Source organism: Mesorhizobium sp. Root552 (assembly GCF_001427285.1).
Classification (GTDB): Bacteria; Pseudomonadota; Alphaproteobacteria; order Rhizobiales; family Rhizobiaceae; genus Mesorhizobium.
Genome location: NZ_LMFV01000015.1, coordinates 33,615 through 48,817, shown reverse-complemented (window position 1 = coordinate 48,817; position 15,203 = coordinate 33,615). Strand labels below are relative to the sequence as shown.

Genomic DNA, 15,203 nt, shown 5'->3' with positions numbered 1-15,203 from the left:
CGCTTCTCCTCGCATCTTCTTGCCGTTCCATGCGCCATTTCGATCACATTTATGAGTCCACGGCCTAGCAATCGGCTTTCTGTCGTACCGCCTCTGTGAAATGCTTCACAATCGGCCGCTTCATCTAGGGTCAGGACCTGGCGGCCAGTTCGAAATTCTCGATCATGCCCTCGTTGACCGACTTGTCGCGGAAGGGAATCCACTCGATCCACTTGCGCTCGAATTCGGGATGGCGCGCCCGGAAAAGCTCGACTTCCTGCCGGGCTTCGTCGGGACGCCCGCTACGCGCCAAGGCGCCGGCCTTGAGGTAGCTGGCATAGAAATAGTTGGGCGCCAGCGACAGCGAGCGGTCCGCCGCTTCGATGGCTGCCGGCCAGTTTCCGTCAACGGTATAGGCAGCGGCAACCTCGCCCAGATTGTGGAACAGATAGGCCTCGAACGGGCTGAGCCGCATGCCTTCCTTCAACTGAAGGATCGCCTCGCGCGTCTCCAGCAGCAATCCGTTGGCGCTGCCCAGTCCGGTGCGGGCGAGCGAGAAGGACGGATTGATGTCAATTGCCTGACGAAACAGGTCGATGGCCGATTGCGGCCGCGCCTCGAGGATTTCGACAAAGCCGAGGTAGCAATAGCTGCGCGCATCGAGGCTATCCATGAGCGAGGACCGCCTGGCGTAATTGGCCACGATCTTGAGTTCGTCGCGGTCGGCGAAGTTCAGCCACGCCTTCCACAGATGCCACCAGGCCAGTTCGTTCAGCACCGCGCTGGAATTGGGGTCTTCGTCATAGGCCTGCTTGAAATAGGCGAAGGCCTTGGCGGTGTCTTCGGACGAGCGCCGCTGCATGTGCCAGCGCCCGCGCCGCAAAAGCTGCCATGTCGAGAGCGCTTCCGGCGGCACCTGGAACGTCCTGATCTGCTCGACGCGGTCGACCTCGCGCTCCAGCCGCGTCACGATCTCGCCGCCAAGCTCCCGTTGCAGGCGCTGCACCTCTTCGAGGTCGCGCTCGAACCGCCCGGCCCAGATGACGCGCGAATTGGAACTGTCGGCGAGAGAGGCGTTGAGGATGATCCGCCTTGGATCGCCCGATACCGAGCCGGACACAATATAGCGCGCGCCAAGAAGATGGCCGACGGTTGCGGTGGTGAAGGACGGCTCGCGGAACTGGAAACTGGAATCGCGCGCGATGACCGGCACCGAGCGTGTATTGGCAAGCCCGAGCAGCACGTCGTCGGCAATGCCATCGCACAGATAGGCAAGCGCCGGATCACCGGTCAGGTTCTGGAACGGCAGTACGGCAAGGGCTGGAAGATCGCCCTCGGCGGCCGAGACCGAAGGGCCGGCATGGCTGGCCCGCATGTCCATCAGCGCGTTCGGGGCAAGGCTGCGCCCAAGCCGGTCGGATACGAACACGCGCACCGGCACCGAAATGTTCTTGAGCTGGAACGGCCCAAGATCGGTGAAATGGAGTTCGAACTGCTCCTTGAGTTGGGAATAGGCGGTCTCGGCAAGCGCCACGCCGCCATAAGGCGAAAACTCCTGCACCCGCGCGGCGATATTGACCGCATCGCCGAACACGCCGTCGCTGCGGATCACCACCGGGCCGGAGTTGATCCCTGTCCTGAACGGCATCACCTGGTGCGGCTCGACCCCGGCGTTCGCCTTGGCGATGGCCTCCTGGAACTGAAGCACCGTACGCAGCGCGATGATCGGGTTGCCGAACACCGCCATGATGCTGTCGCCGGCCGCGCCGAAGATATTGCCGCCCGCCCGGTCCACCGCCTCCACGATCAGGGCGCGGCGCTCGTCGAAAAGACGCAGCGCCGCCCGGTCATCCGCATGCATCAGCTTGGAAAAGCCGACGGCATCGGCGGAAACGACCGTCGCGATCTGCCGTGGATGGTGTTGTTCAAGCATTAGAACAAGCTCATGCCCGTGCCCCAAAATCGAATGTAGCGAAAAATGTTTTCGGCCGCAGTATACAGATCGACCTTTTGCGTTGATGCTGGTGAAGCACTATGGATTGCAGTCAAAATGCTTTGATCGTTAATTTTTCCCGTATTGTTATGTATGGCGTTTACCAGCGCGCGGATATGGGTAGAGTTTGCGATGGTGACGTCGCTACCGCAAATGTCTAGCCCCGGTTAGCCGGTTTTAATGTTGTGCGGCAAAGGTTCCATGTTACATTAGCAGTTCGCATTTTACCTGAAGGGTGATTTCTGGCAGCAGCAGGATAGGCCGCAGCATCGATAACGGCCATAAGGTGTCGGCAACCGAACCAGACCGTGGAGAATCGCATGTTCGCATTCAATGCTGGCTTGGGCAGTAGGTGAGATGGGATCGACCTGCGAACCCTGGCGCGTCGGCGTCCTCTTTTCGCAATCGGGCGTGACCGGCGCTATCGAGGAAACCCAGCTCAAGGGCACGATGCTTGGCATTGCCGAGATCAATGCGGCCGGCGGCATCAACGGGCGCGAGATCATCCCGATCATCTATGACCCGACATCGAGCACCGAGCTTTATTCCCACTATGCCCACAAGCTTTTGATCGAGGATCGCGTCACCACCATCTTCGGCTGCTACACCTCGACCAGCCGCAAGGCGGTGCTGCCGCTGGTGGAGCGGGTGAACGCGCTCCTGTGGTACCCGACCCGCTACGAAGGCTTCGAATTCTCGCCCAACATCATCTACACCGGCTTATCGCCGAACCAGAACACGGTCGAGCTGATCAACTATCTGGTCGCGACGCACGGCAACCGCTTCTACCTCATCGGCACCGACTACTGCTATCCGCGCCGCACCAACCGCATCGTGCGCGATCTGGTCTGCGGCCAAGGCGGTTCGATCGTGGCCGAGGAATACCTCGATTTCGATGCAGGCCCCAACGAAATCCGCCCGATCATCAACGCCCTTCGCGACCGCAAGCCCGACGTGATCTTCTCGACCGTCGTCGGCCAGGCGATCTCGCATTTCTACCAGGCCTATGCCGACGCCGGCTTCACTCCGGACAACATGCCGATCGGCAGCCTGAACACGTCAGAGGCGGAACTCAGCCTGATGGGCCGCGATGTCGGGGCCGGCCACATCACCGCCGCAGCCTATTTCGACAGCGTCGCCAATGAGGAGAACACGCGCTTCGTGCGTCTGTTCAAGCAACGCTTCGGCGAAAACGAAACGACCAACATGTGCGCCGAGGCGGCCTATTTCCAGGTCCACCTCTTCGCCCAGGCGGTCGCCGAAACCAATACGATGGAGACCGATATCCTGCGCCCGGCGGTGCTGGGCCGCGAGATTGCGGCTCCCCAGGGCAGGATCGGCATCGACTACAAGAACAGCCATGCCGAATTGTGGACGCGCATCGGCAAGGCCACGGACGCCGGCAATTTCGACATCGTGCGGGAATCGATGGTCGCATTGCGGCCGGATCCGTTCCTGGTCACCTGATGCCGTCTGACTTCCAGGAGCCTTCATGACAAGCTCGGATCCACCTCGCGGTTTGAGCGGCAACACCGCCGACAGCCTGAACCGCGCCAGCAGCGCTCCGCCGAGGTCGGCGCGCGCCCGCGCCAAGGCGATGACCGAGTTGCGCCAGTCGACCGTGCTGCTTGCTCATCCCGACGACAGCCAGGGCGAGGCGCTGTTGCGCGAGGTCCGCCGCACCGGTTGCCGGGTCGAGATGGCATGGCCGCCGCCGGTGCTGCCGCCGCTCGGCTTCGATTTCGCCATTGTCGCCATCGATACCGATGCGCTGATGGCGGCTCCATGGCTGTCCGGAGCCCCGCCGGTCCCGGTCGTTGCCGTGGTCGATGGCGACAGGGGCCTGCCGGATGACGTGCTGAGGCTTTCAAATGCGCAGGCCGTGCTGGTCAAGCCCTGCCAGCCTGCGGCGATCCTCACCAACCTTGCCTTGGCGAAGCAGATCTTCAACTACGAGCGACGGCTTCTGAACAAGGTCGCCAAGCTCGAAGAAACGCTGCACGCCACGCGGCAGATCGAACAGGCCAAGCTCATCTTGATGCAGCAAAAGAAGCTGCGCGCCAACGAGGCCTACGACTATCTGCGCCAGCAGGCGATGAGCAAGCAAAAGTCCGTCGCTGCAATATCGGCCGCCCTAGTTGACGCCTACGGCTTGATAGAGTAACGTTTGCAATATCCGTGACAGCTAATGGTCACGTTGGTTCCTAGGGAACCGGAATTCGCGGCAAAATTGGCGCGCTCCATAGAGGATCGAAATTGAGCCTCGCGCAAACTCAGGTTTCCTGAGTGCGCGGGGCTTTTGCGTTTCTGCTGCCTGCAACATGTCTGGGAGGAAAATACAGGCTCGGAAGTAACTGACATCCAGCTGATCCTATCCGGATCGGACGGGTAGTCTTTGCCCAAAGTACAAAACGGCACAACGGCGAGTCCACATGGATTCGCCGAACGCCAGACCCATGTCTAACGGAGGATATAAACTGTGGCACCGTGGAAAATCAACAAGGAAGTCGACTACGAAATCTTTGAGCTTGGCGATCTCAAGCTGCAGAAGGGAATGACGCTTCCTAATGCAAAGCTGGCCTACAAGACTTTCGGCAAGCTGAATGCCGACAAGAGCAATGTCATCGTCCTTCTGACCTACATGGCCTCCACCCACTACGACAACCAGTGGGTCATCCGCGAGGGCGGCGCGCTCGACCCGAGCAAGTATTTCATCGTCATCCCGAACATCTTCGGCAACGGGCTTTCGTCGTCGCCGAGCAACCAGCCACCGCCCTACAACAAGGCGCGTTTCCCGCACGTCACCTACTACGACAACATCAAGGCCCAGCATCGCCTTCTCACCGAGAAGTTCGGCATCAAGAAGATCAAGCTCGTCACCGGCTGGTCGATGGCCGCGGCCCAGACCTTCCAATGGGCGGCAACCTTCCCTGACATGGTCGAAAACATCTGCCCGACGGCTGGATCGGCCAAGACGGCGCGGCACAACCACGTCATGCTCGAAGGCGTTAAGGCCGCGCTGACGGCGGACGATGCCTTCAAGGAAGGCTGGTACGACGACCAGCCCTACAAGGGGCTGCGCGCCATGGGCCGCGTCTACGCTGGCTGGGGCTTCTCGCAGGAGTTCTTCCGCAAGCAGGAATATCTCGAGATCGGTTACCAGTCGGTCGAGGACTTCATCGTCGGCTACTGGGAAGACTGGTTCAACATGCGCGACGCCAACAACATGGTGACGATGATCCATACCTGGCAGGCCGGCGATATCAGCGACAACGAGCTCTACAAGGGCGATTTCGTCAAGGCGCTCAACGCCATCAAGGCGAGAGCCATCGTCATGCCCGGCAATTGCGACCTCTACTTCCCGCCGGAAGACAGCGAGTTCGAGGTTGCGAACATGCCCAACGCCGAGCTTCGCCCCTTCATCTCCAGCCACGGCCACTTCGCCGGCGGTTCGGGCCTGCGGAAAGCCGACGTCGATTTCCTCGACAAGGCCTGGCGCGAACTGCTGGGCGACTGAAACACCGACACAGGACAACTTTCTCGCATGAAGCAAAGGCCGATCGATCCCGGTCGGCCAAACAAAAGGGGATCTGAAAATGACAATAATGACGAACATCAATCGCAGGTCATTTCTGAAATCGAGCGCCGGCGCAGCCACCAGCCTCGGTCTTATCGGCGCGGGAGGAAAAGCATTCGCGTCTGACGAGACGATCCGCATCGCCAGCCTGCTCGACCTGTCCGGCGGGCTCGATGCCCTCGGCAAGCCGATGCAGGACGCCATCACCTTTGCCGTCGAGGAGATAAACGCCGCGGGCGGTCTGCTCGGCAAGCAGATTGAACTGGTCACCTACGACACGCAATCCGACATGCGGCTCTATCCGCAATATGCGCAGCAGGCCGTCATGAAGGACAAGGTTGCCGCTGCCTTCGGCGGCATCACCTCGGCATCGCGCGAAGTCATGCGCCCGGTCTTCCGGCGCCTGAACACGCTCTATTTCTACAATACCCAGTACGAAGGCGGCGTCTGCGACCGCAACATCTTCTGCACCGGCATCACGCCCGCGCAAAAGCAGTCCAAGCACGTGCCCTATGCCATGAACAAATGGGGCAAGAAGATCTACACGCTGGCCGCCGACTACAACTACGGCCAGATCACCGCCGACTGGACCCGCAAATACTGCATGGACAATGGCGGCCAGATCGTCGGACAGGACTTCTTCCCGCTCGACGTCACCAATTTCGGCTCGACCATCCAGAAGATCCAGGAAGCGAAGCCCGACTTCATCTACACCGTGCTGGTCGGCGGCGCGCACCAGTCCTTCTACCGCCAATGGGCCGCGGCCGGCATGAACACGCGCATTCCGCTGGCCTCGACCACGATGACCATCGGCGGCGAGCAGAAGTTCCTGGCGCCTGAGGAAACCAACGGCATCCTGCTCTGCTTCAACTATTTCGAAGAGCTGGACACACCTGCCAACAAGGCCTTCCTCGAACGCTTCCACAAGCGTTTCGGCGCCGACTACCCCTATGTGACCGAACTGGCGATGGCGACCTATCAGTCGGTCTACCTGTGGGCCGAAGGCGTCAAGAAGGCCGGTACGGCCGAGCGGATGCCGGTTATCGAGGCGCTGGAATCCGGCATCAGCCTCGACCTGCCGAGCGGCAAGTTCTCGATCGATCCGCAGACCCACCACGTGATCATGGATATCAACATCGGCCAGATCCAGGATCGCAAGATCAATATCCTCGAGAGCTACCCGCAGCAGCATTCCCTCGACACCTCGGCGGTATGCGATCTCAAAAAGAACCCTGACGACAACACGATGTACGTCATCAAGGTTTGACCGACCCGGACAATGGCGAGGGCGTCCGGCCGGAACGATCCCGGACGCCCCGCAACCATCTTGAGGCTCGACCATGGACCTGCTCGTTGTACTTTCCATTGAGGCCCTTCGGGCCGTTGCCAGCCTGGCGCTGATAAGCGTCGGCCTGGCGATCATTTTCGGCATGATGCGGGTCATCAACCTTGCGCATGGCGAATTCCTCATGCTCGGAGGCTACGCCGCGATCGTCGCGACGAAAGCCGGCATCAATATCTGGGTATCGACCCTGATCCTCGCTCCGCTGGTGGTGGCAATCATCGGCATCATCATCGAGCGAACGGTGATCCGCTTCCTCTACGGGCGTCCGCGCGACACCATGCTCGCGACATGGGGGCTGAGCCTGTTCCTCGTCGGCATCACCACGACGATCTTCGGCAACACCACCGAAGGCATTTCCGCACCCGCCGGCTCGCTCCAGGTCGGCAACTATTACATCGCGGCCTACTCCCTGATCATCGTGCTGATCGCGATTGCGGTGTTTGCCGCGATCTGGGCCGTGTTCCGCTTCACCCGTTACGGCCTGATCGCACGCAGCACCATGCAGAATCCCGAAATGGCCGCAGCATTGGGCGTCAACCCGCCTGCCGTCTATGCCGCCACCTTCGGCATCGGCGCGGGACTCGCCGGACTGGCCGGCGGCGTCATGGCCCCGATCACCGGCATCGTGCCCACCATCGGCGCAGCCTACGTCGCCAAGGCCTTCATCACCGTCATCGGCGGCGGCCCTGCCGTGCTGGCGGGCACCGTTTCGGCATCCGTCCTCTTCGGCGCGATCGACCAGATCATCACCTATCTGTCCACCCCGGTCATCGGCGAGGTCGCGCTGCTCGCGGCTGCCGTCATCCTGTTGCGGTTCATGCCGCAGGGCGTCACCGGAAGCTTCTTCAGGAGAGCATCATGACCGCGGCCTGCAACGGAACTGGCGGTATCGTAGCCGCCGTCATCATCGGCCTGGCGCTGCTGGTTGTCGTTCCACTGGTTGTCGATCCGATCTTCCTGATCGAACTGACCTCCTATGTGATCCTGGCCATCCTTGCGCTCAGCCTCGGCCTGATCTGGGGCTATGGCGGCATCCTCTGCTTCGGCCAGTCCGCCTTCTTCGGCATCGGCGCCTATGCCTATGCCATCGCCGTCATCAACATGGGCGACAGCACCATCCCGCTGATCCTGTCCATCGTGGTGCCGGCCCTGTTCGCCGCGCTGCTGGGCTACTTCCTGTTCTATGCCCGCATCACCGACGTCTATTTCGGCGTCATCACGCTGACTGTCACGCTGATCCTTTATAAGCTGATGGGCACGACGTCGGGCTCCGCCTATACGATCGGCAATGCGGCAATCGGCGGCTACAACGGCATCCCGGCCATTCCCCCGCTCAACCTGCCGGGGTCGCCAACTACCTTCCTGTCGCTCGACGGGCTTTTCTACGCTGCCGGGCTGACATTGCTGGCGGTCTATGTCGGCCTGCGGCTGATGCTGAAAAGCCGCTTCGGGCAGGTGGTCGTCGCCATTCGCGAGAATGAACGCCGCGCCGAACTGCTCGGCTACGACGCCCGCTTCTACAAGCTGGCGGCCTTCACCATCGGCGGCGGCATCGCCGGGCTCGCAGGCTGCCTGTTCGCCAACTGGGGCATGTTCATCAGCCCGGATGTGTTCGGCCTCGCCCAGTCGGCGCAGGTCATCATCTGGGTCATCGTCGGCGGCACCGGCACGCTGCTCGGGCCGATCGTCGGCTGCTTCCTGGTGCAATGGATCGCCACGCAGCTCGGCACCCAGCAGGTGCTCAACGCCAACCTCGTCCTCGGCACCATCCTGATCGGCTTCGTCCTACTCGTGCCGAAAGGCATCACGCCGACCGTTCTCGATCTCATCGAGCGAACCTGCCAGCGCCGTTCCTATGCAAAACCGCTGGTCGAGAAAAGGAGCGTGTCATGAGCGCCGAATGCGTCCTCGAGACCCGGGGGCTTGAAAAGCGGTTCGGTGGCGTTGTCGCGATCTCCAGCGTCGACTTCAACCTGAAGCAACGCGAACTGCGCTGCCTGATCGGCCCCAACGGCGCCGGCAAAAGCACCTTCTTCAAGATGCTGACCGCACAGATCAAGCCGACCACCGGCCAGATCCTGTTCGAAGGCGTCGAGATAACGAAAGCGCAGCCGCACCAGGTCAGCCAGTTGGGCATCGGCATCAAGAACCAGGTGCCCGATGTCTTCAACAACCTGACGGTGCGCGAAAACATCTCGGTCGCGGCGCGTTCGCGCCACGGCAAGGCGCGCGCTGCCGCGATCGCCAGTGAAGTGACGGAGCGGCTCGGCCTGACCGGTCTGGTCGGCCGCCTTGTCGGCGAGCTTGCGCACGGCCAGCGCCAGTGGGTCGAACTCGCCATGGTGGTGGCGCTGGAGCCGAAGCTGATCCTGCTCGACGAGCCGGCCGCCGGCATGACCGCCGACGAGACCAACCGCACCGCCGAGCTCATCCGCGAGGTCAACAAGACCGCCGCCATCGTGGTGGTCGAGCACGACATGCAGTTCATCAAGCAGATCGCCCACACCGTGACCGTCTTCCACCAGGGCCGCGTGCTGGTCGAAGACACGATGGAAAACATCCAGGGCAACGAACTGGTTCGCGAAATCTATCTTGGGAAAGCCGACGATGATTGAGGTCACGAATCTTCACTCCGGCTATGGCCGCATTCCGATCCTGCACGGCATCGACTTGAAGATGAAACCGGGCGAGGTGGTCGGCATCCTCGGCCACAACGGCATGGGCAAGACCACGCTGCTGCGCACGCTGGTCGGCAACATCAAGGCGACCAGCGGACGCATCGACTTTGCCGGCCACGACATCACGCGCGCCAGCACCGCCGAGCGCTCCCGTACCGGCATCGGCTACGTGCCGCAGGGCCGGGACATCTTCCCGCAGCTCTCCGTCATGGAGAACCTGAAGATGGGCGAGATCATGCGCAACGGCGAAAGCGCCATCCCCGAAATGCTCGACCATTTCCCCGTTCTGAAGGATCTGCTGGAACGGCCGGGCCGCGGCCTGTCCGGCGGCCAGCAGCAGATCCTGGCGCTTGCGCGCTGCCTTGCCGGGCGGCCGAAACTGATCCTGCTCGACGAGCCGACGGAAGGCATCCAGCCCTCCATCGTAGACCTGATTGCCGAAAAACTGGGGGAGCTCAGGGCCGCGCTCAACCTCGGCATCATCCTCGTCGAGCAGGACATCCGCTTCATACGGCAACTGGCCGACCGGGTGCTGATCATCCAGAAGGGCGTGTTCGTCGCCGAGATTTCGCCACAGCAGCTTTACGACCGCGAGGCCGTCGACGCCCACCTCGGAATTTGAGGCAACAGCTTGCAAGCCTGTCCAATCTCTCAATCGGTAGGGAATTCGATGCTCAGATTGAATGCCATAGTGGGCTTGTCGGCGGACAGGGAAATCGCTGCGCGGCTTCATCTGCTGGATCACGAGGGCCGCATCGAATTCATCCTGCTCGATACGGTCGAGATCGCTCGCCGCCGCTTGTCGGTGGCGACCGATCGCGGCACCGAATGCCGGATCGAGCTGCCGCGCACCCAGCGCCTGGTCGACGGGGCCGTGCTGCTTCTGGAAGACAAGCGCGCCATCGTCGTCAAGGCCGAGCCGGAGCGTTGGCTGGTGTTCGACGCGGCCGACGCCGCCGCCGGGCTGGAACTCGGTTACTGCGCCGGCAACATGCACTGGCCGGTGCGTTTTTTGGGCAACCGGCTCTACGTCATCGGCGAACTTGGATCGGGCTACGTGCTGGATCGGCTCCAGCACATCCTGCACCGCGGCACGGTCAAGTTCCTCGGCAAGAGCAAATAGGCTTCACGCTTCGGAAACCGGCGTCAGCCCGGCTTCTTTCCGCCCTTCCTGGTCTTCGGCGCCCGCGCCTTGTCCGTTTTTGGCTTTCCGGGCTTGGCCGCCCACGGCTTCTGGTCGGCAAACTGCCTCTCGGGCTGCGGCTTTTCGCGCTTGTCGAAGCGCCGCTTCGGCGTGGCCGCATCGAACCCGCTCTTGCCGCGATGCGGTTTCTTGTCGGGCTTCGGCGGATTGTAGCCGGCTCGCGACAGGTCGGGCTGCCCGTCAAGGCGCTTCACCGCGATGTTGCCCTGAACCTTGTGATCCGGTCCGATCGCCGCAAAGAAGCGGTCGGCGCTGTCGGCGGCGATCTGCACGAAGCTTTCTTCCGGCTGCATCCTGATCGCGCCGATCTCGCGCTTGGTGAGGTTGCCGGTGCGGCACAGCATCGGGATCAGCCAGCGCGGCTCGGCGTTCTGGCGACGGCCGACCGAAAGCGAGAACCAGACGCTGTCGCCAAAGTCGTCGCGTCGGCTGGGCTGTTCGTCTCGATGACCGCGCTCGCCCCTTTCGGTTGAAGGCTTGAACGGCACCGGCTCGGACAAATATTCCGGCGCGGAGCGCCCGGCACGGGCAAAGCGCAGGAAGGCGGCCGCCACCTGCTCCGCGCCGTGCTTTTCAAGCAGGGTGGCGACGAAGGTCCGCTCTTCGTCATTGATCGGCTGGGCGAAGGCGGGATCGGCCAGCATGCGTTCGTTGTCGCGCTGGATGACCTCGTCCGCCGACGGCGGGCTTGCCCATTCGGGCTTGATGCCGGCGTTCTGCAGCAGGCGTTCGGTGCGCCGCCGCGCATGGTTCGGAATGATCAGCGCGCTGACGCCCTTGCGCCCGGCCCGCCCGGTGCGCCCGCTGCGATGCAGAAGCGTCTCCGGATTGGTCGGCAGGTCGGCATGGATGACCAGTTCGAGATTGGGCAGGTCGATGCCGCGCGCCGCGACATCGGTGGCGATACACACCCGGGCGCGCCCGTCGCGCATCGCCTGCAACGCATGGCTGCGCTCGTTCTGGCTGAGCTCGCCCGACAGCGCCACCACCGAGAAATTGCGGTTGTTGAAGCGGGCGGTGAGATGGTTGACGGCGGCGCGTGTGTTGCAGAACACGATGGCGTTGCGGGCCTCGTAGTAGCGCAGAACGTTGATGATGGCGTTTTCCCGGTCGGCAGGCGCCACGCAAAGCGCCCGGTACTCGATGTCGTGGTGCTGTTTTTCCTCGCCCGCCGCGGCAATGCGCACGGCATCGCGCTGGTAGCCCTTGGCAAGCGCCGCGATGGAGCGCGGCACGGTCGCCGAAAACATCAGCGTGCGGCGCTCGGCCGGAGCCGCGTCGAGGATGAATTCCAGGTCTTCGCGAAAGCCGAGGTCGAGCATCTCGTCGGCCTCGTCCAGCACCACGGCCTTGAGCGCCGTCATGTCGAGCGCGTGGCGCGTGATATGATCGCGCAGGCGTCCGGGCGTGCCGACGACGATATGAGCGCCCCGTTCCAAAGCGCGCCGCTCGCTGCGCATGTCCATGCCGCCGACGCAGGTCGCAACGGTTGCGCCGGTGAATTCGTAAAGCCATTCCAGTTCGCGCGCCACCTGAAGCGCGAGTTCGCGCGTCGGCGCAACTGCCAGCGCCAATGGTGCTGAAGCCTGCCCAAAGCGCTCCGAATTCCCCAAAAGCGTCGGAGCCAGAGCGAGGCCGAAGGCGACCGTCTTGCCCGATCCCGTCTGGGCCGAAACCAGGGCGTCGGACTGCCCGAGTTTCGGGTCGAGCACGGCGTTTTGAACCGACGTCAGTTCGGAATAACCCCGTTTTTCCAGCGCCTCGGCCAGCGCGGGAACAATGCCTTCGAACATGGTCATCTTCGTCTTTCGGAGTTTGGGGGTCCGGGCGCGCCAGGTGCGCGGCCACGCCGTGTCCAACTCAGCGTCGGACAGCTTGTCGGGCGTTCCTACTTCGCCAGACCTTTGTTGTACAGCCTGCGCGATTGACTCTTCGGCGAAACCGCGTAAAAGCCGGCACCGAACAGGACGTATCCGATGCGTGGCCTCTTGATGGCGCTCTTTGCATTCGACTTCCCCGGCCACAACAGGGCCGGAGGGGTTTCTGCGCGTCTGTCCTCGACCAAAACCACGGCCAAAAAAACGACCGCTACCACGGTCTGATCTCCCTTGGCCTCTCCGCCCTCTCCCCGGGTTCGGCCCGAGGGAGGCGGGACCCGCACCGGCCGGCGGGTTCTCCAGAAAACAAGCGGAGAGCGACAGGAGAATGACTTCGATGGGTTTCAAGGTTGCGGTAGTCGGCGCCACGGGCAATGTGGGCCGCGAAATGCTGAACATATTGGAAGAGCGCGGCTTTCCGGTGAGCGAAGTGGTGGCCTTGGCCTCCCGGCGCAGCCAGGGCACCGAAGTCTCGTTCGGCGACAAGACGCTGAAGGTCAAGGCGCTCGACACCTATGACTTCTCCGATACCGACATCGCGCTGATGTCGGCTGGCGGCAACGTGTCCAAGGAATGGTCGCCCAAGATCGGCAAGCAGGGCTGCGTCGTCATCGATAATTCCTCGGCCTTCCGCTACGATCAGGACGTGCCGCTGATCGTGCCGGAGGTGAACCCCGAGGCCATTTCCGGCTATACCAAGAAGAACATCGTCGCCAACCCGAACTGCTCGACCGCGCAGATGCTGGTGGCGCTCAAGCCGCTGCACGATGCCGCCACCATCAAGCGCATCGTCGTCTCGACCTACCAGTCGGTGTCCGGCGCCGGCAAGGAAGGCATGGACGAGTTGTTCACCCAGACGCGCGCCGTATTCGTGGCCGACCCTGTCGAGGCCAAGAAGTTCACCAAGCGCATCGCCTTCAACGTCATTCCCCACATCGACGTGTTCATGGAAGACGGCACCACCAAGGAAGAATGGAAGATGGTCGCCGAGACCAAGAAGATGCTTGATCCGAAGATCAAGGTGACGGCCACCTGCGTGCGCGTGCCGGTGTTCATCGGCCACTCGGAGGCGATCAACCTCGAGTTCGAAAAGCCGATCACCGCCGACGAAGCACGCGACATCCTGCGCGAAGCGCCGGGCTGCCTCGTCGTCGACAAGCGCGAGAACGGTGGCTACATCACCCCGATCGAATCGGCGGGCGAAGACGCCACCTACATCTCGCGCATCCGCGAGGATTCGACCATCGACAACGGCCTCAACCTCTGGGTTGTCTCCGACAACCTGCGCAAGGGCGCGGCGCTCAACGCCGTGCAGATCGCCGAACTGATGATCGAGCGCGGCCTCATCAAGCCGAAGCAGAAGGCGGCGTAATTTCCGCTCACGGCCGTATCGCCGCTTTGGCGGCGGGCCTCCGCGGGGGCGCGCCATCGGGCGCGGCCCGCGGTCGCGGACTTGGCTGACGCGGCGCCCGAACCCTCGAAATAAACTCGCTCACGGCCGTATCGCCGCTTTCGCGGCGGGCCTCCGCGGGGGTGCGCCATCGGGCGCGGCCCGCAATCGCAGGCTGGGTACTCTTCGTTCCCTGCCATATCGTCGCCACTGCGTCTCACTCCAGACGCGGCGAGGCTTCCATGCTGCGTCATCACGGGATGTGAGCCGGAAACCTCATCAACCCGGAAGCGGCGCTTCAACCTCGTCGCCCCTGAAGCCGGAACAACCCCCCTCAACTTCGGCATCCGGCCAAAAGAGCGCTGCCTCCTCAACTTCGTCATCCCGGAAATCGCTTTCGAGCGAAGGGAGGAAGGACTATCCGGGATCCATTCCGTCACATCGCGGCAGAGCGCCAAACGCTTCGGACCTTTTGCCAATACCCCTCATCCGCCTTCACTTCGTTCAGGCGCCTTCTCCCACAAGGGGCGAAGGGGACGCCTGCATCGACCTCACCGCTAGGTAGCCATGTTGAACATTGGCCGGAACGCGGATGCCCACCTGCCTTCGCCCCTTGTGGGGTGAGACGTGGTGCACGGAGCGCACGAAAAGCCCCTAAATGGGCTTTTCGAACGACGAACGCCCGGAGCCATAGCGGAGGGCCGGGCGGGGGCCGAGCGTAGCGAGGTCGGATGAGGGGGTGAGCAGCCGGTTCGCGAAGCGAATTCATCGTGCCGGTGGCACGATGAAAGGCCAGCGAACGCCGGGTCGCTGCGAAAGCAGCGGGNGGGGTGAGCAGCCGGTTCGCGAAGCGAATTCATCGTGCCGGTGGCACGATGAAAGGCCAGCGAACGCCGGGTCGCTGCGAAAGCAGCGGGCACCCGGCGGGTGGGATGCCGGCAGGCAGGTGAGGGGCAGCGCCGAGTTGGCCAAGCGTGGACCAAACGCGGGCTGACCTCCGCCCAACCCCTTGTTCCCACTCACCTCCCACAAAAACACGCGCCCCACTTATCCCCACCGTCTCCGTCTCCCGCATACTCGCTGCCATCGCCCTTGCGGGAGACCTGGTGCGCACCGGGTATCAGGGAAGGGCGTCGGTGCCGGATTGGTCGCATGACGGT

12 protein-coding genes are annotated in these 15,203 nt (G+C 62.7%); 10 read left to right on the top strand and 2 right to left on the bottom strand.

The features are described 5' to 3' along the window. Positions 1-130: 130 nt before the first annotated feature. Entirely contained in the window at positions 131-1,912 is a 1,782-nt protein-coding gene (locus ASD50_RS09135) for an adenylate/guanylate cyclase domain-containing protein (protein ID WP_056239393.1), read from the bottom strand. A 417-nt stretch (positions 1,913-2,329) separates the two neighbouring features. Here ASD50_RS09135 and ASD50_RS09130 point away from each other — a divergent pair, with 417 nt between their 5' ends. From ASD50_RS09130 to ASD50_RS09090, 9 genes are all read left to right on the top strand, one after another. Further along, positions 2,330-3,439, top strand: coding sequence for a transporter substrate-binding domain-containing protein (locus ASD50_RS09130; RefSeq protein WP_056239389.1), 1,110 nt, complete (start codon positions 2,330-2,332; stop codon positions 3,437-3,439). A 25-nt stretch (positions 3,440-3,464) separates the two neighbouring features. Next, positions 3,465-4,136 carry an ANTAR domain-containing response regulator gene (locus ASD50_RS09125; protein WP_082549555.1) on the top strand — a complete coding sequence of 224 codons (672 nt, stop codon included), beginning with the start codon at positions 3,465-3,467 and terminating at the stop codon, positions 4,134-4,136. 315 nt (positions 4,137-4,451) lie between these two features. Continuing rightward, on the top strand, positions 4,452-5,489 hold the full coding sequence (locus tag ASD50_RS09120) for an alpha/beta fold hydrolase (RefSeq protein WP_274533315.1): 1,038 nt from the start codon (positions 4,452-4,454) through the stop codon (positions 5,487-5,489). A 79-nt stretch (positions 5,490-5,568) separates the two neighbouring features. Further along, positions 5,569-6,816: a transporter substrate-binding protein gene (locus tag ASD50_RS09115; protein WP_244484469.1), complete on the top strand. Its 1,248-nt coding sequence runs from the start codon at positions 5,569-5,571 to the stop codon at positions 6,814-6,816. Between the two features lie 73 nt (positions 6,817-6,889). Further along, positions 6,890-7,756, top strand: coding sequence for a branched-chain amino acid ABC transporter permease (locus ASD50_RS09110; protein WP_056239378.1), 867 nt, complete (start codon positions 6,890-6,892; stop codon positions 7,754-7,756). Further along, positions 7,753-8,787: a branched-chain amino acid ABC transporter permease gene (locus ASD50_RS09105; RefSeq protein ID WP_056239375.1), complete on the top strand. Its 1,035-nt coding sequence runs from the start codon at positions 7,753-7,755 to the stop codon at positions 8,785-8,787. Before ASD50_RS09110 ends, ASD50_RS09105 begins: the two co-directional genes overlap by 4 nt. Further along, positions 8,784-9,509 carry an ABC transporter ATP-binding protein gene (locus ASD50_RS09100; RefSeq protein WP_056239371.1) on the top strand — a complete coding sequence of 242 codons (726 nt, stop codon included), beginning with the start codon at positions 8,784-8,786 and terminating at the stop codon, positions 9,507-9,509. Before ASD50_RS09105 ends, ASD50_RS09100 begins: the two co-directional genes overlap by 4 nt. Continuing rightward, on the top strand, positions 9,502-10,194 hold the full coding sequence (locus ASD50_RS09095; protein WP_056239368.1) for an ABC transporter ATP-binding protein: 693 nt from the start codon (positions 9,502-9,504) through the stop codon (positions 10,192-10,194). Before ASD50_RS09100 ends, ASD50_RS09095 begins: the two co-directional genes overlap by 8 nt. Before the next feature lie 48 nt (positions 10,195-10,242). Next, on the top strand, positions 10,243-10,695 hold the full coding sequence (locus ASD50_RS09090) for an urease accessory protein UreE (RefSeq protein ID WP_056239365.1): 453 nt from the start codon (positions 10,243-10,245) through the stop codon (positions 10,693-10,695). A 23-nt stretch (positions 10,696-10,718) separates the two neighbouring features. Here ASD50_RS09090 and ASD50_RS09085 read toward each other — a convergent pair whose 3' ends face one another. Then, on the bottom strand, positions 10,719-12,575 hold the full coding sequence (locus ASD50_RS09085; protein ID WP_056239362.1) for a DEAD/DEAH box helicase: 1,857 nt from the start codon (positions 12,573-12,575) through the stop codon (positions 10,719-10,721). Between the two features lie 415 nt (positions 12,576-12,990). Between ASD50_RS09085 and ASD50_RS09075 the strand changes: the two genes are divergently transcribed. After that, the gene (locus ASD50_RS09075; protein ID WP_056239353.1) at positions 12,991-14,025 is read left to right on the top strand and encodes an aspartate-semialdehyde dehydrogenase; all 1,035 of its coding nucleotides are present in this window, start codon (positions 12,991-12,993) and stop codon (positions 14,023-14,025) included. Positions 14,026-15,203 lie beyond the last annotated feature (1,178 nt).